Here is a 19677-nt window from a genome sequence, read left to right on the forward strand (position 1 = left end):
TGCGGTTGGAAGTCGAGCCATCAGCCGAACACGCCCGACTTGTAGAGGCCGCTGGCCGTCTGGCCGAAGCCGCCAATGACCGAGCCCAGCAGGGAAGCATTGCCCGAGGCCTTGCGAGCCTTGGCACTATCCCTCAACCCGGCAGAGCGGGAATAGCCGCCGTACATGGCCGTCTGGGCATTGTAGTCAGCCTCGCCCGCAGTTTGCCCCATCAGCTTGACGATGGTTGGCGCATCCGTTCCGGCGCCACCACCCGAGGCAGCCGCGATAGCTTGGGCGCGGGAATTGAGGATCGAGCCCTCCCTGCGCTTGGCTATGGCGTCACGCTGGGATGCGGCAACCTCTTCCTTGGCCTTCTGCTCCATCTGTGCGGCCTCGAAGTCGGCGGCGCGCTTTTCGGCAACGCCTGCCGCGACCGTGCCGACACCGGATACGACACTGCCGATCGCGCCGAGCGTCGAGCCCGCCGAAGCGGTGCCTGCCGCCGCCGTGCCGCCACTAAGCAGGGCACTAAGAGCCGCCAATGCTGCCATCAGACCATCACCCAATTTCGCATCGAAAGATTTCCTGTCCGTCCTCGATCGCAAAGAACTCGAAGCCCGCCAGCTTCATCAGTTTGGGCGAGGTTTCGTATTGCGGATCGCGGATCGCATAGACGTAGCGCTCACCCAGTTGGGCGGCCTTTTTCTTGAATTTGCGCATCATGCAAAGAACGGGCAGCGCATATTGCGGCTTCGGCTCCAGAATGGAGAACCAGACCCAACACCTGTCATTGCCCCATGCCAGGCCACCGGAGCCCACCAGAGCGTCATCATCGATCCCGACATAGGCAATGGCCGGCCAGTCGATCACGACGTTCAGAGCCACCGCCACGCTGTACGGGTCGGCATGGTGGATGGTGAGCATCAGCCGTTGGTCGTGACCGATATAACCATAGAGATCAGTGTCGCCGTGTTCGGGCTGGCGCACTCGACGCAAACGCGGCTGTCTGTGTTCCACTCGCCTGGGAAGACGAACGGCTCCTCGTCATCCACATCACTGAGAACGATAGCCGGCGCCGTGGTCCCACCCTTTTGGACTGGCGGCGGGAACAATGGCCTTTCCGCATTGTCGAACTGAGATCCATAGCGGATGCCGGCCCGAACGAAATCAGTCATGATCAGGCCGACCTCATCGACCTTCTTCTTCTGGAGCATCGCAGTCCCACCGGCAGCGCCATAAGCCAGCTTTGACGACTTGTAGCGCGCGGTGTAGGGAAGCCCTGCAACCCAGTCCGTCACCGCCGAGCCAACCGTGATGTTGCCACTGCCGTTGACTGTGTAGGTGTTCGGCACGGTGTAGCCGTTGACCTCTGTCACCAGCGGTTCGCCATCAGCCCAGACCACAACGCTTTCGCCCTGAAGATGCGTGCCGACATGGATGGTTGTGGAAGCGGGGCCATTCGTGCCGTAGGCGAATGCATCCATCACCTTGCATTGCGTCATCGGCTTGACGTCGGTATCGAGCGCCATCTTCTCGATGTAGCGAACCGTCGAACCGTTGATGGTGCGGTTGACCACGAAATAGACGCGATCCTGATCGTCGGCGGGCAGGACTGCCACACTTTCGAAATCGCCATCCGTCTCGATCGGGATGAAGGCTAGCACTTCCTCAAGCGGCTCATAGACGATGCAGACGCAGGAGCCGTCGTTGTTGATGACCCAGATACGGGTATCCGGCCGGCGCTGCACCGAAAGCGTCTTGATGCCCGAGGTGAACAGGTCCGTCGCCAGCTTGCTCATCTGCGTGGCGTTATAGTCGGAGCTGGTCCCATCGAAGGAGAGTTCGAACAGCGCCTTGCCAGAGCGATCGACAAACACGCCCCTGGTATCGACGCGGGCCGGATCAACGGAGGAAGCCCCGGTCGAGGAGGAATCCTTGATCGAAAGATTGGTCGGCGTCAGCGGCTCATCGAACGATGACGACTTGACGGTGGAAACCGCGCCCTCCGTGCCCACAAGCAGCCTCTGGAGGGCAAGGAGCCATTGCGTGTCGTTGACACCACCCGTGGCGATGGAACGCGAGATAGGCCCGCTGTCGCCCTCTACGGTGTCGTCAAAATCCTCGAAGCCATCCGAGACCGAACCCCACAGCCGGTCATCGCCAGACCACCACAGGCGACCCTCTGCGAACGAAACGGCAGACGGCCATATCTGATTGGCCGACCATTCGCATTCGCGCCAGTTATCGGTAGCCTTTGCGGCGTGGAACGGCTGCAGGATCTCGATATCTACCGAAGTCGCGCTATTGTAGGCGGTGACGCGGCAGATACCGGAGCCGCCCCCGCCGTCATAGTCAACGGTGATCGTTGCCACGCCAGAGGTGTACGAGCCCTCTTCAAACCCAAGCTTGTAGTAGATGACCGCGTTGTCGTCCTCGTCGTCGTTATTGGATGTGCCGAGGTTTCCGGTGATGTCGATCGTTGATGTGTTGTTGAGGTATGGGAACCGCTTAAAGCCCCGATCCTCGCCGTCAAACGATCTTTGCCAGCGCAGGGTGCCAGCCCATGTGCCGCTAACGGTGTAGGTCCAGTTGCGGTCATTGTAGTCGGTGGCCTGAACCCCCGTCACCCGGAAAGCATCGGTGTACTCACCACCTCCAGCCAGGTTCGTGGAGCACTCGAACCCCTCATGGAAAAGCGAGAACAGCGTGCCAACGTGGTCTGAGTTGAAGAAAGGAGCCGAGGCGGTAAGTGTGCCGTTCCCTTCCCCGACGCTTGGCGTCAGTTTGATATCCCTGGTAGTGCCAACAGTGAAGGGTCCGTTGCTTGGCTGATACCGGACAACCGACCAGGAGCGGGTGGAGCGGCGCTCGATGCGCTGCGGCCTGTAACCATCGCAGGCAACAAACACCACGTCAGCCGACTGGGCGAAGCGCATCTTGAACAGATCGGCCTCAAGCCATTGCGTCGGCAAGGTCATGATGCCGGCCGCTTCAACCGTCACACTATCGACGCGCTTCAGCTGCTCCAGTTCGGATTGGAAGAGCAGATAGAACGAAGCCCCAGATGGCGTGAACGCAAGGGAATGCGTGCCCGTCCGAAGAGAGGTTTCATTGATATACTCGTCGCCGCCCGAGGTCGAACCAACCCTGAGCGTTACCGGGCCGCGCTCAACGATGATGCGAAGCGCGTGTTCGGTGCCGATCTGGTTGACGGTGACGGTTTGCGATGCAGAGGCTTTCGAGCCCCGCGCAAGGGCCGTGAGGTTGAGATACCCCCCCGAGACGGTGCTGGTGGCGCCAGAAGTGGCCGTGAGCGTCCATCCCGTGCTGGAGGAGAAATCCCCGCTTGTGACCGCTGCCGTAACGGCCGGCCTGGTGACCGTGACATCATCCACCTTAACCCGCATAAGCTGGTCGGTGAATTCCAGCATGGCGGCATCGGTAGCGCCGAAGACGAACTCCTTCACTCGGCAGATATCGTTGCTGTCCGTGGTGGAGATGTATTCCAGGCCAGGGCGCATGAAGGCTGGGCCACTGGTGAGCGGCAGGAAATTGGTCTGCTGTTCCGCCGCCAGCCGCATCCGCTCAAGATCGACGCGCGGCAGATGCTTCTTGTCCTGCACGCCTACGGAAAAACTTTGCAGGTAGGTATTGATGCGAGGCATCTAGAGGCCGCGCCTCGTACCGGAAAGCGAACCCCTGCGCAAACGGGACTGGACAAGGCGGCCAGCCGGCGAATAGGCCACGCGCTCATCCACCGCGTCGAGCGCCTTGGCTTCGCTCAACAGCGCCTTGGAGAGGTTGAACAGATCGGTGCGGGTGCCCTTGTCGGAAGAGATCGGCAGTGCGCACTGGAATGCGAGATAGGCCGCGAAAGCCTGTGCGAACGGCTCGCGCCATGCGCCGATGTTCCAGCCATAGTCGTCATCGTTCGAGACGTAGCGGATATAGAGGGTTGGACTGTCCGCATACCAATAGGCGGTCTCGTCCGCGAAATCCTCAAACCCAGCAAGGAATGTCGGGTCGGTTCCGATGGAAACCGTGCGCACCCAGTCGGTTGGCTTGGAAAACGCATACTGGTAGCCGAACAGCGGCTCCACATCCTCATCGTTCTGGAACTCGGACGAACGAATGGCGAAGTTCCACAGGCCCTTGGCGAACATGTATTCGCCGGCTTCCTGCCAGACATCATCCAGCGCGTAGCGGGCCGGGCTTGCCTCGGTGAGGCTTGCCACGCCGGCCGCGTTGCCGAGATAGCGCAGCGCCGATTTGTAAATTGACAGTTTCGTGGCCATGTCAGACCTCGCACTTCATGGTCACGATCTTGCCGCCGGTGCAGTCATCAAGCAGCCCGGCAATCTCGACGGCCTTGGCAGCATCGGCCCCCATGTACATGGCGGCATTGGCGGCCGGTGAACCGCTGCCCCATGCGCCGAACTCAGTCGTCACATCGAACGATGCTCCGGCCTCATAGATTGTCAAGGAGCCGTCCTTGCGTAGGCGGATGATCGTCGATTCCGTGAGCGCCGGTCTATCGCCGTTCTCCCCAGCCTGAAGCCATGCAACAAATGCCACGGCCTCAGCATAGGTGCCGGTGACACCGACAATGCTTCCGTCAGGCAAGCGAAAGAGCTTGTCGGCGGTATAGCGGTGAATCCAGCCGCCGTTCATCATCCGGCTATCGGCGGCCAGCGTGCCGTACCGAAAGGCGATCGTGGTCATGCGGCGAGCCCGGATGCCTTCCTGGAATGCGCCATGGCGGCTGCAACCGCTTCAGCCCGCGTCCGATGGTCCTTGCTCACCACCATGTGCGGATCGTTGGTCATCGCGCGCCACTTGTGGGCCGGCGCGAAATTCACCGTGTAGCCCTCGGGCGGCTCTGGAGCGTCCTTGGAGACATCTCCAGGCTGTTCGACGGCCGGCACCTTGGCAACTGCCTTGGTCAGGTCGATCGCATGGAGGAGCGCGGTGCGGACGAAGCCTACGCCGGTCTCAACCACCAGCAGATGCAGGCGCCATGTCAGGTCTTCCGGGATGACGATCACTTCGTCATGGGCCCTGACCTTTGAGAAGACGTTGGCCCAGTTTCCGGGCACCGCAACGTCTTCCATCGTCATGGAATTGGGGACGATCATGCGCCGAAGCGTGCGGGTGAAATCAGCGCTGTTGATCGCCGTGTTCGCGGGGATCTTCATGTTTGCCTCATGAGTTGAAGGTGGTTCGGGGGCCAGCGCAATCCGGCCAGCCCCCTCGACCACGAGGAGGCAACTCGCGACCGAAGCCGCAGAGCTGCGTATCAGGTGATCGCGGTCGGAGCCGCGACAGTCGCAGCCGCACCGGAGACCGATGCGACCTGATACCTTTTGTACTTGGCGGTGCCCACGTTGATGGCATCGACAAGATCACCAACGCGCATGCCCTTGGTCACGCCGTCCGAGAAATACGAAGCACCAACGATGGTGGCGTCCGCATCCGGAGTGGCGTTGAGGTACAGGAACACGCGCGGCATGGCACCACCCACCGGGTTGATGACCATGGCGAGGTTGTCAGCAGTGTAAGCCATTGTCCGTTCTCCTTACGTAGCAACGAACGCCGAGCCGTCGTGAGTCCACTTCACGATGCCGGTGTTCTGGAGGATTTTTGCTCCGTGGAAGACGGTGGCGCGGGTCCAGGACGTGTCCTGCTTCTCGTCGTAGCCGATGGAGATTTTCTCCTCGCCCACGTTCACCGCGTAGCCAATGGCGTCACGGTGGAAGAGATAGCAGATTTCCGCCGCCGTGCCGAGGCCGGTGACGCGGCTGGAGACCGCCCAGTTGATGCCCATCCAGCGGAACATCCTGCGCGCCGGGCCGCCGAACGGCTTCACGTCCACGTAGTCGCCCGAGGCGAATTCGGTGGTCTGAAGCAGATAGCCACGGAACGCCGGGGAAATGATCGCGAACATGTTGTTCTCGTCTTCCACCGGAATGTCCGCGTTGCCCAAGATGGCCTGTGCACCAGCAACCATCTGCAGCGAGGCGGTCTGCGCCGTCGAAGGATAGTCCTGGGTAGCGTTGGCCAGTTCGGCAAGCAGCGTGAGATCGATGTCGCGGTTGATGACCGCCATCGACGCATTCTGCATGACGCGCTTCTGGTCGCCCTGCGAAGCGAAGATGTTGAACCCGGTCAGCTCGTACGGAGCGTGCTTTTCAACGAGCGTGGCCGTGTTCTGGTTGTTCGTGGGGTTGCCGTACGGGATCTGGCCGTTGGTTCCACGGGTGACTGCGGTATCAGTACCGGAGCCGGAGACGAGGAAAGTGGCCTGGTTGCCACTGATCACCGCTTCCTTGGTCGTCATGGCCTTGAGCAGGCTGACGCGCTGCTCGAAAGCCCCAACGAACTCCTTGCGGTACTGAATCATTGCGGCTTCGATAGCCATGATCAGTTCCTTTCAAAGGGTTGTGAGGGTTTTGGAGCCGCTGTCGTGCAGGGTGGCCGAAGGCGTTCCCGGAGCCTCTTGCGAGGGGTGGCCAGGTTGCATTCGGAGCTTCACGTCATAGGCAGGTAGATTGCCGGTCTCGGAGCCGTTGCCGGGGTGGCCGAGTGAGGCAATAAAAAGGCTCGCCGGAGCGAGCGCTATCCGCTGACGGGTGTCAGGGAATTCCTATTTCTTGCGCTTGAGTTCCTTTTCGAGAATGGCGGCGTACTCGCGGTCCAGGCCTTTCTCGTAGTACTCGTCAGTGCCGATTATTTTCTCGATCTCCTCCTTGCGCGCGGCGTGCTTGCGCTCGCTATCGGAGGAGGTGAAGGCCACGTCACCGAACTTTTCGCGGCCCATGTCGGCGGCCCAGGCAATGAACTCGGGATTGTCCCCGAGACGCTTGCCGTCCACGCGGGCCTCCGCCCACTTCGCGCCGATGCCGGGAACGCTCTCGATCCAGCGCCGGGCGATCGTGGTGTTAGCCTTGTACTCGCCGTGCGCCCAATCCTTGCGCAGCGCGTCCTCGGCTTCTTCTGAGGCGATCTTGTCGGCCTCGATCTGCTTGGCCTGCGCGGCTTCCGCCATGTCGATGTACCACTCGGCCGCGATGTCCACGACATCAGGCCGGGCGCCCTTGGCATGGGCGAACTCGGTGAAGCTGGACAGGATCGGCTTGTCCTCGTCGGTCAAGCGCTTCTGCACCGTCTCCGGCAGCTTGTAGCCGGTCGGGTCATCCGGGATGCCTTCGGCCTTGCGCCATTCGGCCATGGCCTTTTCGTCTTTGCCGTCAGGCTTGGCCCGCTTCAGACCGGTGCTGATCGTCGCCTGCGCCTCACGCAGAGCCCGCGCCACGCCCTTGGGCGAACCATAGCGAGAAATGGCCTTGGCGACATCCTCGTCACCAGATGCCATTTCCTCGCGCCAGTTGTCGCCCCATGGCGATTTCGGTTCAGGAGCCGGGTCTGGCGTCGGCGCTGGGTCGGGCGTTGATACAGGTGCGGGTGCCGGATCGGGGGTCGGTGCCGGCGTGGGATCGGGTGTAGGAGTCGGGTCTGCCAACTCAGCCATTGTCTGCCTCTTGCCTCTTGCCTCGAACTGGTTTCGCCGGTTTGCCCTCAACTGCCTTCAGGGTTTCCGCGCGAAGCATTTTGACGATCTGGGCACCGACGAACCGCCTGCCCTCGGCAAAGGCCGTGGCATGGCTGTCATTCTTGCGGTAGCTCAGGTCGTAGTAGTTGCTGGCCTGGTTGATGATCCAGTCCATTGCCGTCTGCTGCTGGCCTTCATTGGCCCTGCCGGCGATCACGGCGCGAATGGCCATGAGGGTGTCTTTGTCGTAGGCGGCCGGCGAATGGGCTTCGCTCACAGTTCTTCGATCTCGTGAGCTTTTGTGCCGAAACGGCAGGCGGCTGCGTCATTCACCCCGGCATAGAAGTGCTTCTTAACTGCGAAGCCAACCTTTTCTGCATGGCTTACATTCGGCTGAGTCTCAGAAAGCAGCGGGCGCAGTTGCCCTTCGGTCACGTGAAGCTTTTTTGCCAAGTCTCGACGCGACCAGCCTTCCGCATATCGCGCCCTAACATTGGCCTTCTTCTCGTCGGACCACGCATCAACCGGATTTTGTGGTCTAGGAATGGATATGTGATCCTTTCCAAGTAGGCGCCTAGAGACCGTCTGTGGGCTGCACCCTAATTTCGCCGCTATGACCCTCAGTGAGTCACCGCTGGCGGACATGGCGCGGGCGTCTTCGATGCTAATTTCCGTAGGCTTTGCCATAGTTGCCTCCTATGGGTGTTTCAGGTCGTGCTTCAAAAGCTCCGTGAGCCCAATCGATGTTTCACGTGACATATCGCGGTGTGAGGCGCAGCCCGCCAGAAGAATGAGGAGCAACAGGGCGCTACCGCGCATTGATCAAATCTTTGACCATGGATGGGAACGAGCCGAAAAGGAACCCGGTCGAAGTGAAAGCCAACTTCTGCAAGGGGTCACTAATGGCCGCCCCGCTCATCGCGAGGTAGCAGACCTCCAAGATGGTGCAGAAACAGACCACAACGAGCAATATCCAGCCCGACATGATGATGAATTCCGCGACCCTGCCAATCTGCGGCCGATCGCTCACGCGGCCACCGCCGGCTGCTGGATCATGCCGGCCTGCTGGAGAGCCAGAGAAGCATCGGCAACGCTCTTGCCTACCTCTGCCCCGCCCTGAAGCGCGGCGGCAGCCTGTGTGAGGCCATCAACCGTATTCTGCTGGTCCGCCGCGTCCTGCTGCACCTGTTCATCGTTGAACCAGTCGGCCGGCGCCTGCGTGCCCCGCACGGCGTCCTTGGTGGCCTTCTGCCAGTCGATGAGGGTTGCAACAGACTTGTCGATCTCCGCTGCAGCCGCGACGAGCTGGAGCGATTCCTGGAAGGCCTGAACGTTCTGCCTGCCCTCTGCCGTGTTGAGCGGACCCTCGAAGGTGAAAGTCACCTCCCGATCGCTCAGCGCCTTGGGCATCTCATCGATCTTGAAGGCGTTGTTCCTGATCGCCATCTGGAACGCCACATCCAACAACGGCAAATGATATTCGCTCTCGATCGGCCCGGTGAACGGCAGGATGGCGCGGCGGTATTCCTCTAGCCTTGCCTGCGTCTCGAAGGCTGTCTTCTGCTGTGGCGGCAGCATGATCTTGTTGAGCAGGAAGGCTTCCGCAATGAGGTTGCGCACATCCTGCTTCATCTCCATGCCGAAGCTCAGGCCGCTTGAAGGCTGCTCCGTGAAGATGGCATCCTGGATTTTCTGGTCCGCCTCGAGGTCCACATAGGTCAGGCCGCCGGCATAGCGGTTCACGGCATCGCGGAAGATTTCCCCGCGCGCGAACATCGGCGCGTCAACCGCCTTCTCGCCCTGCTCCAGAAGGATGCGCGCCAGCGACTGGAGCATCCGAACGTCGGGCAGCGAATTGATAGCGGCAGGACTGAACGCCTGCGGGAAACTCGATACAGTCCGCCACCTCGGAATGATGTAGTTGAAGACCGGCAGCGGCCCCTCGCCCAGCACCATTTCATGCTCGCAGTCGACGTAGAGCGAGCAGAACGGGTTGTCCTTGTACTGGCGCCGCTTGGCTTTGTCGTCGCCGTAAATCTCATCGAATGGCAGGACGATATGCCGAACCTTGAATTCCTTCGCCGGGTCTTTCTCTGCGGCTGTGATCACGTCCTGATGCAGGCTCTTCGCCCAGCGCATCTTCATGTTGCGCGCCGTCATCGGCATGTTGCGCTGATTGTGGTCGATCCTGCCGACCTGGTTCAGCATCCACGCGCATTCCTTCGGATGCCAGGTCCGGAACAGGAAGTGCGTGCGATCCGGGCTTTCCTCCACCGACAGGACCGGGTTGCCGAAGGCTACCCAGTCGTGGTCGGCCTCATTGGTGGCGCGCACGAAATTCGCCTTGCGGTCATAGACCAGCCGGCGGAAATGGTTCGTCGCATACTCAAGCCAGCGCGCATTGGCGGGGTCTTCGTCAATCTCATCGAGACCGGTCTGCACCTTGAACCAGTCGCCCTGACGAAGCAGCGCTCCGATGGTGTTGCCCAGCGTTTCCCGCGCTTGCACCTGGAACGAGTCCATCAGATCCATGGAGAAGTCATCGCCCAGCGTGAAGGACTGGGTGAAGTCCGCGCGCATGGGATAGATGTACTCGGCAACCTCCTGGTTCAGCGAATTCCACTGCTCTTTTTTTGCGAAGAGCTTATCCCCGATGGAGACCAATTCCTTAGCACGTGAGTCCATTAGTTGCTCACCACCAATCGAACGGCGCCCCACTCCGCCGGGACAACCGGCGGGCCGTCCTCTGTCCAGAGGGATACGGAATTCACGGCTAGGTCTTTGAGAGGCCTAATGGCTGTGCAGAAATGACATTCTTCGCTGAAGCGCCGCACAGGCGACTCTCGTACAATCTTCGCCCACTGCCACCCGATGAGGTTTGCTGTGTCGGTTGCGTCGTCGTAATGCGCGAGAACATAGATATCCGCCCGCACCTTGCCTTTAGGAACGACAATGGCGGATGCGCGACGCGAGGTCTTCACGTCAACTGAGAATGAACCAAACCCATCTTCGCCGAAGAAGAGGGGCACCCAGAAATCCTCACCATTATCACCGCTGGGCTGATCCCAGTAGACAATCGGTTCACGGAAGGATTCGGCAAAGGCTTGCTCACCTTTCAAGCCGACATAATGCCTGTCGTATGCGCGCTCAAAGTTCTGGCCGTTACCAGCATGCATCCTAGCCCGTAGCATAGCTGTCGCCTTTAGCGGGTCAGCCATTGCATGCACGGAACCGACGAAAGCACTCTGGTTTCTGTACATGTCCGAGAGGCGTATGCTTGCCTCACAGAACCTAAGTAGGCGCGATGTCAACCGGCTTGGCCTAGCAAACTATTGCCGTAGCTCGTGGTACCAGCCTGCCCACCATTCTGGCGCGACAGCATCGTGGATGCGCGACCGGTGCGCGCTGCAACCTGTTGGCGCTGGCGGAGGTCGGCGGCCTTGGAGGCTGCATCGTCCGGTACGGGCATGGGGGTGGGATCGGCCACCTTTGGCTTGCTGCCGAAAAGACCGCTCATCAGGCTCTCCGTTTCTTCATGTTGGAATGACCGAGGACCACAGTTGGCCGCCGGCCGTTTGCATTGGAGTGGGTGCGAATGCGTGCCGACACGCTGCTCTCGCCGTACCCCCAGGCATTGACGACGCAATCGCCTTTGTCGGGGGAGCGGCCGAGCCGTTTCTTGATGTCTTCCTTGGCTTCGATCAGGATGCCGTTCTTACCCAACTTCCACGTCGGGGCTGCTAGATCAGCCAGCAGTTCAGGATCGGGCGGGAGCGCTATTGGCTCACCCAGATTTGGCTCCAGCGCCTCGCGGAACAGCCACCAGACCTCGGCCCGCTTGTTGGTGAATTTAAGCTTGCCGTCGCGGGCTCGCTTCTTGCTCTCCGAGGAGCCGTTGTGCCCATAGAGCGTGAGGCTCTGAACGTTGTTTTTCAGGTGCGAATAGACGCCCGACCCGTAGCCACCGCCCATGTCGATGACGATCGGGCAACCATCCCGCATCAGCGAAAGGTCACGCGCGGCAAGGTCGATCGGGTCAACCAAACCCTTGAGCTTTTCCGATACAATCTCGTCGTACCAATGACCATGCCGTCTGGCATAGGCGTTGGCGTCCCCGCCTCCGAGCGCAACGTCATGGCTCAGAACGGACATCCCGACGCCCTTGGGGGGCTCTGGCGTCCAGCGCGCTTGCGCCGCCCTGATCCACTCTGTTGGGATCACCTGGAACGCAGTATCCTTGATCGCCGCATCGAAGCGGCCTTCACGAAGCCGGATGCGCAACTCTTCAGGCATTGCCTCAAGAACAGAGGCGTAATCCGTTTCCATCAAGTCGGGGTTATCTTCAAGCCTGGACGGAATGAACGTCCTTGACCGAGGCTTTACCGGCTTACCATCAACCTCGATCTGATCGGGGCCGTCACACTCGACATCCTCGCCCTTGATTGTCGTGTACCAGCGCAATTCGCCTGGCTTTGCCGGGTTCGGGTGCGTTGGGTCTAGCCAGGCACCCCAATACTTGGTCACCCAATAGCCATCCGACGTTGTGGGCGGGTTTCCCGTGGCGATAACACGGCACCTTTCGCCGCCGGCCGAACGATTCCAGCCGATGATGTAGCGGAACTGGCTTTCGCTGAACTGGGTGATCTCATCAAATGCCTTGAGCGGGGCGGCTCGCCCCTGCCATTTCTCCTTATCGGCCTCGTCCTTAACGCCGGCCAACTCGATCATCTTGCCGTCTGGCAACTTCCAGATTTTATCCTGGCCATTGAAGCCGTCAGAAGACCCAACGATGCGACGCAATTCTTCGACAATGCCGCGTAACTGCGTGGCCTCACGTCGGAAGATGTGGCTATGCGAGAACTCGTTAATCGCCAAGCCGCAAATCAATGCCGACTTGCCGCCGCCGGCCGCGCCGCCGTAAAACAACTCGTCCGCGTCGGAATAGTACGCGTCCGTTTGCGGGCCAGGGTTAGGTTTGAACGCCATCGCCAGCTTCGGCGCGACGAGAGACTTCAGGCTGTCCTTCTGCTTGCCCGACAACTTCGCAATCAACGCCTCAATTTGGCGCAGATCAACCGGCTGCGTCATTTACCATAGCTTCCGAGAACAGGAGCGCCACGGCCCTAGCAAGATCCCGGTCGGTCACATCTGTACGGATTGGGCCGCCGTCCCTGCCTGTGATCTCTGATTTGTCGGCTAGGCCCAAATCGCGGGCGATGATGTTGGCGTTCAGCAACTCAGCCGATGCGCCCTCAAACTTCTGTGTGCGAATGATATCGTCTATGCGCGCGGTGATGTCACCAAAACCTTCGCGCTCGCGATACTCAGACCATGCCTGCCGGCTGATATCGAGGAAGATGCACAAACCCGTAACGGTCATCGCTCGCATCTTAGCGATCGGTTCGTGCGTATTTGCGCCCTGGTAGGATGTGACCTTATCTTCCCAGAGCGGATTGGCCTCCACCCATGCGAAATATTCACAGGCACCGGCCCACAGATCATCCGGAGTCGCGAAGATTGGAGCCCGTCCGTGTGAGCTGCGGGCCTCCCAGAACTTGTTCCCAAGTGGTGCCGACAAGCTTGTTGCCTCCAAGCCGGTTCACTCGCCCTTGACCGCAAAGAGCGCTTCGAGGACTTCCTGTTGCGTCTCTTGCCTGGCCTTCTTCTCCGCTATGGAGACGGCCAGTGCGATCTGGCGGCGCGCTTCCTCTTGTGCCTGGCGCTGTTCTGCCGGGGAGAGTGTTGCGCGCCGCTTGGCGAGTGGGTTCATTAAGCGTTCTGGAGCGTGGACGAGATGACGCGCGTACCATTCGGCAGATAGAGGCCGAGGAACGCTGCTTCGGTTCCGGTGTCCGTCCAGGTGAGAGCGATGACGCCCGAGGTGGTCGAGATGGCCTTGAACACCTTCTTGGCGACGATGGCCAGAAGCTTGCCCGAGGCGCCGATGGCAATGCCGGTGGAACCGCCAGTGGCCACGAAGTCGGTGCCGCCCGAGTTGAGCAGCATCACAATATCGACGGTCTCGGCGTAATCGATCGCGTTGCCGTGAACATCCTTGAGCGTGATGGTGATGGCGCGCACGTCGGCGGCTTCGGCGCCAACCGTGATCGAGGCGTCAACGCACTTGGGCGTGATGTCGAGGACGGCAGTCGGGTTCTGCGCGGCGAGCTGGCCGTAGGCACCGACGCCAAGGCGCTTGCCCATGATTGACTTGAAGGTGCGGGGCTGAGTGGTCATTTGCGTTTATCCTTTGCTTGACCGTGAAAAGCCCGCTTCCGAGGCGGGCGGCTACACTGCTCTTAGGCAGGATTTCAGGATTTCAGATCGCCGGGGATGACGGCCCACTCAATGGGTGCCGAGTGCGAGGTGACATTGAGGCGGATCGTGGTCATTGCCGGCGATTCCCAGACGTTCGAATAGTCTGCGGTGATGGCCGTGACGACCTTGATCCAGTTGCCAGACGGCATCTTCTCTTCGATGTCCACGGAGCCGGTGCCGAAGTCCATCTTGATCGCGAACTTGTAGTTCGGGCCGACTGCCGTAAGGGCGCCGGTTCCGCTTGTGGTGCCAGTTGCCATTTTTAGGCCCCTATCGGTTGATCAGGCGATGACGACGCCTGGAGAAATGCTTTCTGCACCACGGCCGGCAGGATTTGCCGCCGACACGCCGCACGTGATTGTGGTCCCGCTGTCGCCCGCGACAAGCGTGTAGGTCTTGGCCACACCTGTGGTTGACGAGATAAACGCGCCGTTGCGATACCAGCGATAGCCGAGCGTCTGCGCGATGCTGCCCGAATTGTTGGTCCACGTCCCGTCGTTGGCCGTGAGGACCGAACCGACAGTCAGCGTCCCGGTCGGCGCTGTCGGGGCCACGCTCACCGTGGGCACAGAGCCTGCATTGCGTTGTGTGCGCGGGCTGGTCTGCTTCTTGCATGAGATGCTGTAGATGGTGGCAGTGAACGCTCCGGCGCCAGCCGCAGCCGCAACGCGAACCGTTGGACGCACCGCCGTTGACTTGGCGAGCCAGACAGGCGTGATCGACTTCGCGCGGATCGCCTGCACTGCGGGATCGAGCAGGAAGCCGGCCGCGAAGTAGTTGGCGACGTTGAGGTTGTCCTCTATGCGGGAGACGATGACGCCACCAGACTGCACGTCGGCCGACATCTTCACCCAGTCGGTGCCTGAAACAACCGTGACATTCGTTGTCGGGCGGATGCGGAAGGTCGAGGCGCTCGCGCCTGGTGTGATATCCAGCGTCCACACTCCATTTGAGACCGACGAGACGGCTGTCGCGGTCGTGCCGGAAGCATATTCGATCGTCCAGCCAGCCGGGACTGTTCCTGTCAGGTTGGCGCCAACCGAGTTCGTTCCGCCCGAACCGGCAATGGCCGGGCACAGTTCGGAATTGCCGTTGAGCGCCATGATGTCGCCGGCTGCGATGATCGACTGCAGTTTGGGCAGCAACAGGGCCGATGCTGCGTAGGCACCCGCTGCTGTCGGGTGCAGTGCGTCAGCCATGAACGCCACATCAACGATGTCGTCGGCGTTCGGGTCGTAGGCACTCCACAGGTCGATGAAGTCCACCTTGCCGGGGTTGGCGTCAGCGATGGCCTTGAAGCCGAGATTGACAGCCTTGCGACCCGCGATGCGTTGCGCGGTGTTCTGCGCCGTTCCTGTCGGGCGTACACCGATGATCAGGAGCCTCTTGCCGGCCGCGATGACATCGTTGGCGAAGGATTGCGCGTTGGCGATGCAACTGGTCTGCGCCGAACCGTTCTCGAGGCCGTCATTGGTGCCAGCCGCCCAGACGTAGAGATCGGCGCTTTGCGACAGGCCGTTCGACTTGCGCGCCAGCACCGTGTCCGAGGTCTGCCCGGCATAGCCCTGATCGGCGCCGTAGAAGCCGCGACCATAGGGAACGTCATAGGTGTCGGCCGCCGGCCATGTGTCGATGTTGAACCGGGGATCCTGCGCCAGGCACTGCTGAAGCTCGCCTTGATTGTTGGCGGTGATGTTGAAGTTCGAGACGCCAGAGGAGGCGCCGTTGTTGTATTCCAGAATGCTGTCGCCCATGAAGACGACGAGCGCACCAGCGGCGAGCTGCGAGACCGACGACGCCCATTTATCTGCGAGGGGCCCGGAGACTGGACCCCTTATGGCTGATCGAACTGGAGAGCGCAGCAGTGCCACTTAGCCACCTCTCCCAATCGGATCCTTCAGAAGGGTTGACATGCTCAACCCCGTTTGGTGAGGCCGTTCCCGACGCTGCACAAAGCGCTGCCGACCCAACCTGCGACGATGATTAAACTTGCGATGCACGCGCCGATGACGGCGATGCCGATCAAAATATTCACAGGGGTCAGCCGAATTCTTCGATCTGATCCGCATGAGCGCGGAGGATTTCGGCAACTTCTGCCAAGCTGAAATCGTGCGCCATCAGCATGATCGCGTTGTTCAGCGCAGCCTTGGACTGCTGCTGGCGGAAGCGGTTGATCTCTCGCTTGGCGGTGTTCTCGATCTGGCGGGGTTCGCCCATCAGAAAAGCCGGTAGAGTTCGGCGCGGTTCGAATAGAGAGCAGCCGCGAATTCCGGCTCCATCGGCGCTTGGCTCTCCTGCATCTTGCGAAAGGCGCGCATCAGGTCATTTGCCAGGATGTCGTTGTCCGTGACGCGGTTAAGGCCGGCAACGAATGCGTCGTAGCGCTGCGCATCTTCGTTCATCGTGCCTCGCTGTGGGTTTGCAGGCGGCTCCACGCGATCGGGAGCGCTTACCCGTAGGCAATGCCGTTCACGGCGATGTCCGGTGCCTGCAAAGGGTGGATTTTGGCAAAGAGGTGGTGAGCGCTGGGAAGGTGAATTTCCCGCTGATGAGCCGTGACGTGTCCCTGTCGCCCAAATCACCTCCAGAAAATATACAGGCGAAAGTTTTCTATTGCAAGCCCCTATGCAACCAGAAGCGTGCCGTCGATTCCGATGGTTGTAAGCCCGGAAGAGTTGAGGCTATCGACCAGTCGCATAAGCTTCTTGTCGCCGAGATTGCGGGCGCGCTTGCGGATGGCCTTCTGCTTGTTGAGGGCCTGCCGGTCGAAGTCGGCTTCAGACAGCGCCTCTGCCGTGCGCAACACCAGGATATCCCCCAGCGCTATGGGAAGCGGCTGCCCGGCAACGCCGACGATACCAGCCACACCCGGCACTTCCTGGAGCTTGAGGAAGTTGCACGGTCCCTTGATGAACACATAGCCGGTTAGGAGCGCGAACCGCCTTGCCTTCCAGAGATCGGTGCGGCGCCGATCTCGGATCAATCGCTTTTCGGCCGGCATGTAGTGGATGAACCCGGCATCGGTCAGCGCGCGCTCGATCGCCGAGACGCTGGCGTTGAGGCTGGGGACGATGCGATAGCCCTTCACGCTCCGCGTCGTCTCGACGGCGAATTCGCGTTGCGGCATCTGAGCGCCGGCTGATGTCCTGATCGCGTACCACGTCATAGCGCTATCCTCGCTGTCTTACGCGTCGATGCCCAAAACTGCACTGCATTTGCTGCAGCATGGGAGCCGCACCTTGGGATTTGAGTGATCGACAATCCACTGCTTGTCCCAGACGTGCTCGCAGGGGCGGTATTCATGTCCGCCGCACCAATCCGACCTATTGGTGATGGGCCAATTAGCTCTGCCGTCTGAGTTGGCGTTTGGCGCTCGACGCCTGCAGGGTGCCGGGTCCGAAATCGTTCCCCAGAATTTACAGTTGCTGCATTCAGGAGCTGCCTTTGCCATGCTGTCCCCGTTAGGATTGCGGTTCGTGAAGGACGCCAAACCTGTTGGTGCGAGGCTGGACGGCGCGGCTTGCGTGATGCTCGCAATATGAGGTCTCAGTTGGGTGGCCGCAGAACAGGTGCAATTCGTCGCGGCCCGCATCATTGACCGGCCAGCGGCATTCATTGGCGTTGAGCATCATCAGCGGTTTGCCGCAAACGAATGGCCCCACAGATGAAACCGCATAGGCGGCCAAGCCTGGGTCGCGAGTGCGCGATTCTCTCTTGATGGCGATGGTGCTCGGATGCGGCTTGACAACCCGGGCTTTTGGCTGGGCTACATTACGAGGCCCATTCTTGCCCCAAAGCTTGCAGCCGAGGCGGTTAGCGCGCTTCATAGCGGAAGAGCGCGTCCTGCCCAGCGCCTCGGCGATATCCCGGCCAGACTTGCCGGCGAACGCCATTTCTCGAATAGTCCTGTCCTCTTCGGCAGAGAACCGAACAAGGCCGCCCCCTGCTGGCTTGCCGTTAAACCTGACATTCATGCGGCGAGCGCGCGACAGCACCGCAGATCGCGATCGGCCCATAACTCTTGCAGCCTTGGCGGCGCTGCGACCTTCCTCGATCATCTGCATCAGTTGCGAGGTTTCTTCAGGGGTCCAACTCGTTTCCATCAGCGATGCCTCGCAAGGGCTGACCTACCAGGGAGTGGATCGCCAAACATCCTGCCTGTGAGGCTGCGGGTGTCCGGAGGAATCTCGGCAAGGCGAGCCGCCACATCTGCAGCATCAATCCTACTGGCATAGGTAAGGCCGGCGGCCTTCTTTGCTGCCGTCATGGCTCGGTTGTCCGCATTGCGCCTGCGCTTATGATCAGTGCTCATGGCCGCTCACCGTAGGGGCTGGGGAGGCCGTGGCGACGGCTGCGCTCATTGTTGACCCAACGAAGTGCAGTGCGTTCCTTGACGTGGTAGCGGGCCGCCAATCGTTGCGTATCCCAGCCCGCCATGAACTTGTCGTAAGCGTTGATCTGCATCGGATGAGCGTATTGCTCCTCCTCGTCGTATAGCTTCCCTGCGTAAGCGACTAGCATGGTGGTTACTCCGCTGCTGCTTGAGAATTGGCCGGCCCGTAGACGATGCCTAGCGATGCAATCCAGATCGCCCCGGTCGGGACTTCCTTGTTGGCGCTCAGTTTTTTCCACTGGTCGAAATTGATGCCTTCGAAGAGGACCTTGCGGTTGGCATTCTCGGCCAAGCGCTTCTGCTGCCTGATTTGGAACGGCGCCAGCGGGCCGGGAAAATAGCGAGGAACCGGCAAGGATCTCTGCGGCTTCGGGTTGGCGTGTTCCTGACGCTTGCGGGCTTCCTGAGCGAACCTTGCGGGCGTCGGGGCGTAGTCAGCCGATTGTCCCTCGACAAGGCCTGCATTGAACCGCCTCGCTGCCTCAATGATGGCTGCTGGTGATAGGCCCTGAATAGCCAATTCGAAGGCGCTGATCGTCAGGTCTGGGTTCCCTGCCGTCAGCGGAAACCCCTCCAACATCCGTGTCAGTTCGAGATACGCTTGCTGATCCATTGAACCTGTCCATCGCGACATCTGTGAAAGTGCGTCTGCGGCTTGTTTCCCTTGGAACGGTGGCCCACTCATCGTCCCAGCATTCGCCATTGAGCCATGTCGCGGGGTGCTTGAAGTCGATGCGCTCTGGCTTGAAGCGGATGTAGTCTGCGATTGCCGCCAGCATGGTTTCGAGCGTCGTCTTGCGAATGGCTTTGTCGAACGCCGATCTGGCGTGGCCCTTTGCCACTCGGCGCGGATAGGCTGACCAGAAAGCATCGAAGTCGGTCATGCTGCCTCCAGTTCAATGCGCACGGCGCCGCCCTTGCGAGGCGCTTCCCGCCTGATGGCGATCTGCCACTTGCTGTCGTCCACGCCGATCACGTCGGCGATGCCGTCGAGATAGCTTTTGATGGATGACAGCATGCCGTCCACGTCGCGGCGGCGATTGTCAGGCGGCGAGAAGATTGCCGTCACCTTCAGATCCTGCGGAATGTCTGGATCATTGCGCCGAACACCGGCTGTAAGCGTCATGCCCCAGCCGAGCGTGCGACACTGCTTTGCTGCCTTGGCGCGCTTCGACCAATGCACCCTGGCATTCGGGTGCAATTCGCGTGGCGGCCACGGGAGGTCAACGCGGATCATCCCAGCAGCGCCTCGCAGGCCCTATACAGGCAATACGCCGCGCCAAATGCAGCACCGAAGCCGACAAGCACGATAGGGATCAGCCCGCGCCAGAGGGGTATGCGGGTTTCTTCCTCGATCTCCGGTTCGTAGTGCCCGGTTGATGTGTCGTAGTTGTAGACAAGCCCGTCATGGGCGATGAAGCGGTGGTGTTTCATG

At 60.6% G+C, this 19677-nt stretch carries 29 protein-coding genes; all 29 read right to left on the minus strand.

The features are described from left to right. Positions 1–20: 20 nt before the first annotated feature. Complete coding sequence (locus EN846_RS13065) at positions 21–533, minus strand: hypothetical protein (RefSeq protein WP_135913890.1); 513 nt, start codon at positions 531–533, stop codon at positions 21–23. 7 nt (positions 534–540) lie between these two features. Then, on the minus strand, positions 541–906 hold the full coding sequence (locus EN846_RS13070; protein ID WP_135913889.1) for a hypothetical protein: 366 nt from the start codon (positions 904–906) through the stop codon (positions 541–543). Then, positions 906–3647: a hypothetical protein gene (locus tag EN846_RS13075; RefSeq protein WP_135913888.1), complete on the minus strand. Its 2742-nt coding sequence runs from the start codon at positions 3645–3647 to the stop codon at positions 906–908. Before EN846_RS13075 ends, EN846_RS13070 begins: the two co-directional genes overlap by 1 nt. Further along, positions 3648–4277: a hypothetical protein gene (locus tag EN846_RS13080; RefSeq protein ID WP_135913887.1), complete on the minus strand. Its 630-nt coding sequence runs from the start codon at positions 4275–4277 to the stop codon at positions 3648–3650. A gap of 1 nt (position 4278) precedes the next feature. Beyond that, on the minus strand, positions 4279–4704 hold the full coding sequence (locus tag EN846_RS13085; RefSeq protein ID WP_135913886.1) for a hypothetical protein: 426 nt from the start codon (positions 4702–4704) through the stop codon (positions 4279–4281). Continuing rightward, a complete protein-coding gene (locus tag EN846_RS13090; RefSeq protein WP_135913885.1) occupies positions 4701–5177 on the minus strand; it encodes a hypothetical protein in 477 nt (158 codons plus the stop codon). The genes EN846_RS13085 and EN846_RS13090 overlap by 4 nt, the downstream gene beginning before the upstream one ends. 101 nt (positions 5178–5278) lie before the next feature. Next, positions 5279–5545 (minus strand): hypothetical protein, encoded by a 267-nt coding sequence (locus EN846_RS13095; protein ID WP_135913884.1) that lies wholly within the window; start codon positions 5543–5545, stop codon positions 5279–5281. Positions 5546–5557: 12 nt separating this feature from the next. Next, positions 5558–6400 (minus strand): phage capsid protein, encoded by an 843-nt coding sequence (locus EN846_RS13100; RefSeq protein ID WP_135913883.1) that lies wholly within the window; start codon positions 6398–6400, stop codon positions 5558–5560. Between the two features lie 225 nt (positions 6401–6625). Then, a complete protein-coding gene (locus tag EN846_RS35100; protein ID WP_189523689.1) occupies positions 6626–7510 on the minus strand; it encodes a hypothetical protein in 885 nt (294 codons plus the stop codon). Beyond that, positions 7503–7808: a hypothetical protein gene (locus EN846_RS13110; RefSeq protein ID WP_135913882.1), complete on the minus strand. Its 306-nt coding sequence runs from the start codon at positions 7806–7808 to the stop codon at positions 7503–7505. The genes EN846_RS35100 and EN846_RS13110 overlap by 8 nt, the downstream gene beginning before the upstream one ends. Beyond that, entirely contained in the window at positions 7805–8218 is a 414-nt protein-coding gene (locus tag EN846_RS13115; RefSeq protein WP_135913881.1) for a helix-turn-helix domain-containing protein, read from the minus strand. Before EN846_RS13115 ends, EN846_RS13110 begins: the two co-directional genes overlap by 4 nt. A 121-nt stretch (positions 8219–8339) precedes the next feature. Then, positions 8340–8561 (minus strand): hypothetical protein, encoded by a 222-nt coding sequence (locus tag EN846_RS13120; RefSeq protein ID WP_135913880.1) that lies wholly within the window; start codon positions 8559–8561, stop codon positions 8340–8342. Further along, positions 8558–10249 (minus strand): portal protein, encoded by a 1692-nt coding sequence (locus EN846_RS13125; protein ID WP_135913879.1) that lies wholly within the window; start codon positions 10247–10249, stop codon positions 8558–8560. The genes EN846_RS13120 and EN846_RS13125 overlap by 4 nt, the downstream gene beginning before the upstream one ends. Further along, the gene (locus tag EN846_RS13130; RefSeq protein WP_135913878.1) at positions 10216–10707 is read right to left on the minus strand and encodes a hypothetical protein; all 492 of its coding nucleotides are present in this window, start codon (positions 10705–10707) and stop codon (positions 10216–10218) included. Before EN846_RS13130 ends, EN846_RS13125 begins: the two co-directional genes overlap by 34 nt. Positions 10708–10838: 131 nt before the next feature. Then, the gene (locus tag EN846_RS13135) at positions 10839–11048 is read right to left on the minus strand and encodes a hypothetical protein (protein ID WP_135913877.1); all 210 of its coding nucleotides are present in this window, start codon (positions 11046–11048) and stop codon (positions 10839–10841) included. Beyond that, complete coding sequence (locus tag EN846_RS13140; RefSeq protein ID WP_135913876.1) at positions 11048–12619, minus strand: terminase family protein; 1572 nt, start codon at positions 12617–12619, stop codon at positions 11048–11050. The genes EN846_RS13135 and EN846_RS13140 overlap by 1 nt, the downstream gene beginning before the upstream one ends. Then, positions 12603–13109: a DNA-packaging protein gene (locus tag EN846_RS13145; protein WP_135913875.1), complete on the minus strand. Its 507-nt coding sequence runs from the start codon at positions 13107–13109 to the stop codon at positions 12603–12605. The genes EN846_RS13140 and EN846_RS13145 overlap by 17 nt, the downstream gene beginning before the upstream one ends. 21 nt (positions 13110–13130) lie before the next feature. Then, a complete protein-coding gene (locus tag EN846_RS35105; RefSeq protein WP_189523688.1) occupies positions 13131–13301 on the minus strand; it encodes a hypothetical protein in 171 nt (56 codons plus the stop codon). Then, positions 13301–13768, minus strand: a complete 468-nt coding sequence (locus EN846_RS13150; RefSeq protein ID WP_135913874.1) for a hypothetical protein — start codon at positions 13766–13768, stop codon at positions 13301–13303. The genes EN846_RS35105 and EN846_RS13150 overlap by 1 nt, the downstream gene beginning before the upstream one ends. 74 nt (positions 13769–13842) lie before the next feature. Beyond that, complete coding sequence (locus EN846_RS13155; RefSeq protein WP_135913873.1) at positions 13843–14109, minus strand: hypothetical protein; 267 nt, start codon at positions 14107–14109, stop codon at positions 13843–13845. A gap of 21 nt (positions 14110–14130) precedes the next feature. Continuing rightward, positions 14131–15720, minus strand: coding sequence for a GDSL-type esterase/lipase family protein (locus EN846_RS13160; protein WP_135913872.1), 1590 nt, complete (start codon positions 15718–15720; stop codon positions 14131–14133). 169 nt (positions 15721–15889) lie between these two features. Next, positions 15890–16066 carry a hypothetical protein gene (locus EN846_RS35110; protein ID WP_189523687.1) on the minus strand — a complete coding sequence of 59 codons (177 nt, stop codon included), beginning with the start codon at positions 16064–16066 and terminating at the stop codon, positions 15890–15892. Continuing rightward, on the minus strand, positions 16066–16251 hold the full coding sequence (locus EN846_RS13165) for a hypothetical protein (RefSeq protein ID WP_135913871.1): 186 nt from the start codon (positions 16249–16251) through the stop codon (positions 16066–16068). The genes EN846_RS35110 and EN846_RS13165 overlap by 1 nt, the downstream gene beginning before the upstream one ends. A gap of 221 nt (positions 16252–16472) precedes the next feature. Then, positions 16473–17015 (minus strand): hypothetical protein, encoded by a 543-nt coding sequence (locus EN846_RS13170; protein WP_135913870.1) that lies wholly within the window; start codon positions 17013–17015, stop codon positions 16473–16475. Between the two features lie 295 nt (positions 17016–17310). Beyond that, positions 17311–17952, minus strand: coding sequence for a GcrA family cell cycle regulator (locus EN846_RS13175; RefSeq protein ID WP_135913869.1), 642 nt, complete (start codon positions 17950–17952; stop codon positions 17311–17313). 205 nt (positions 17953–18157) lie between these two features. Next, the gene (locus tag EN846_RS13180; RefSeq protein ID WP_135913868.1) at positions 18158–18370 is read right to left on the minus strand and encodes a hypothetical protein; all 213 of its coding nucleotides are present in this window, start codon (positions 18368–18370) and stop codon (positions 18158–18160) included. A gap of 5 nt (positions 18371–18375) precedes the next feature. Continuing rightward, positions 18376–18855, minus strand: coding sequence for a hypothetical protein (locus tag EN846_RS13185; RefSeq protein ID WP_135913867.1), 480 nt, complete (start codon positions 18853–18855; stop codon positions 18376–18378). Between the two features lie 267 nt (positions 18856–19122). Then, complete coding sequence (locus tag EN846_RS13190; RefSeq protein ID WP_135913866.1) at positions 19123–19479, minus strand: endodeoxyribonuclease RusA; 357 nt, start codon at positions 19477–19479, stop codon at positions 19123–19125. Then, positions 19476–19676 carry a hypothetical protein gene (locus EN846_RS13195; protein WP_135913865.1) on the minus strand — a complete coding sequence of 67 codons (201 nt, stop codon included), beginning with the start codon at positions 19674–19676 and terminating at the stop codon, positions 19476–19478. Before EN846_RS13195 ends, EN846_RS13190 begins: the two co-directional genes overlap by 4 nt. Between the last annotated feature and the right edge of the window lies 1 nt (position 19677).

Source organism: Mesorhizobium sp. M4B.F.Ca.ET.203.01.1.1 (assembly GCF_004791025.1).
Lineage (GTDB): Bacteria > Pseudomonadota > Alphaproteobacteria > Rhizobiales > Rhizobiaceae > Mesorhizobium > Mesorhizobium abyssinicae.

Bases quoted from the DNA above. Each gene is read 5' to 3' on its own strand.
- EN846_RS13065 (WP_135913890.1), bottom strand. From the start codon at position 533: ATGGCAGCATTGGCGGCTCTTAGTGCCCTGCTTAGTGGCGGCACGGCG.
- EN846_RS13070 (WP_135913889.1), bottom strand. From the start codon at position 906: ATGCTCACCATCCACCATGCCGACCCGTACAGCGTGGCGGTGGCTCTG.
- EN846_RS13075 (WP_135913888.1), bottom strand. From the start codon at position 3,647: ATGCCTCGCATCAATACCTACCTGCAAAGTTTTTCCGTAGGCGTGCAG.
- EN846_RS13080 (WP_135913887.1), bottom strand. From the start codon at position 4,277: ATGGCCACGAAACTGTCAATTTACAAATCGGCGCTGCGCTATCTCGGC.
- EN846_RS13085 (WP_135913886.1), bottom strand. From the start codon at position 4,704: ATGACCACGATCGCCTTTCGGTACGGCACGCTGGCCGCCGATAGCCGG.
- EN846_RS13090 (WP_135913885.1), bottom strand. From the start codon at position 5,177: ATGAAGATCCCCGCGAACACGGCGATCAACAGCGCTGATTTCACCCGC.
- EN846_RS13095 (WP_135913884.1), bottom strand. From the start codon at position 5,545: ATGGCTTACACTGCTGACAACCTCGCCATGGTCATCAACCCGGTGGGT.
- EN846_RS13100 (WP_135913883.1), bottom strand. From the start codon at position 6,400: ATGGCTATCGAAGCCGCAATGATTCAGTACCGCAAGGAGTTCGTTGGG.
- EN846_RS35100 (WP_189523689.1), bottom strand. From the start codon at position 7,510: ATGGCTGAGTTGGCAGACCCGACTCCTACACCCGATCCCACGCCGGCA.
- EN846_RS13115 (WP_135913881.1), bottom strand. From the start codon at position 8,218: ATGGCAAAGCCTACGGAAATTAGCATCGAAGACGCCCGCGCCATGTCC.
- EN846_RS13130 (WP_135913878.1), bottom strand. From the start codon at position 10,707: ATGCATGCTGGTAACGGCCAGAACTTTGAGCGCGCATACGACAGGCAT.
- EN846_RS13135 (WP_135913877.1), bottom strand. From the start codon at position 11,048: ATGAGCGGTCTTTTCGGCAGCAAGCCAAAGGTGGCCGATCCCACCCCC.
- EN846_RS13140 (WP_135913876.1), bottom strand. From the start codon at position 12,619: ATGACGCAGCCGGTTGATCTGCGCCAAATTGAGGCGTTGATTGCGAAG.
- EN846_RS35105 (WP_189523688.1), bottom strand. From the start codon at position 13,301: ATGAACCCACTCGCCAAGCGGCGCGCAACACTCTCCCCGGCAGAACAG.
- EN846_RS13150 (WP_135913874.1), bottom strand. From the start codon at position 13,768: ATGACCACTCAGCCCCGCACCTTCAAGTCAATCATGGGCAAGCGCCTT.
- EN846_RS13155 (WP_135913873.1), bottom strand. From the start codon at position 14,109: ATGGCAACTGGCACCACAAGCGGAACCGGCGCCCTTACGGCAGTCGGC.
- EN846_RS35110 (WP_189523687.1), bottom strand. From the start codon at position 16,066: ATGGGCGAACCCCGCCAGATCGAGAACACCGCCAAGCGAGAGATCAAC.
- EN846_RS13165 (WP_135913871.1), bottom strand. From the start codon at position 16,251: ATGAACGAAGATGCGCAGCGCTACGACGCATTCGTTGCCGGCCTTAAC.
- EN846_RS13170 (WP_135913870.1), bottom strand. From the start codon at position 17,015: ATGACGTGGTACGCGATCAGGACATCAGCCGGCGCTCAGATGCCGCAA.
- EN846_RS13175 (WP_135913869.1), bottom strand. From the start codon at position 17,952: ATGGAAACGAGTTGGACCCCTGAAGAAACCTCGCAACTGATGCAGATG.
- EN846_RS13180 (WP_135913868.1), bottom strand. From the start codon at position 18,370: ATGCTAGTCGCTTACGCAGGGAAGCTATACGACGAGGAGGAGCAATAC.
- EN846_RS13185 (WP_135913867.1), bottom strand. From the start codon at position 18,855: ATGGATCAGCAAGCGTATCTCGAACTGACACGGATGTTGGAGGGGTTT.
- EN846_RS13190 (WP_135913866.1), bottom strand. From the start codon at position 19,479: ATGATCCGCGTTGACCTCCCGTGGCCGCCACGCGAATTGCACCCGAAT.
- EN846_RS13195 (WP_135913865.1), bottom strand. From the start codon at position 19,676: ATGAAACACCACCGCTTCATCGCCCATGACGGGCTTGTCTACAACTAC.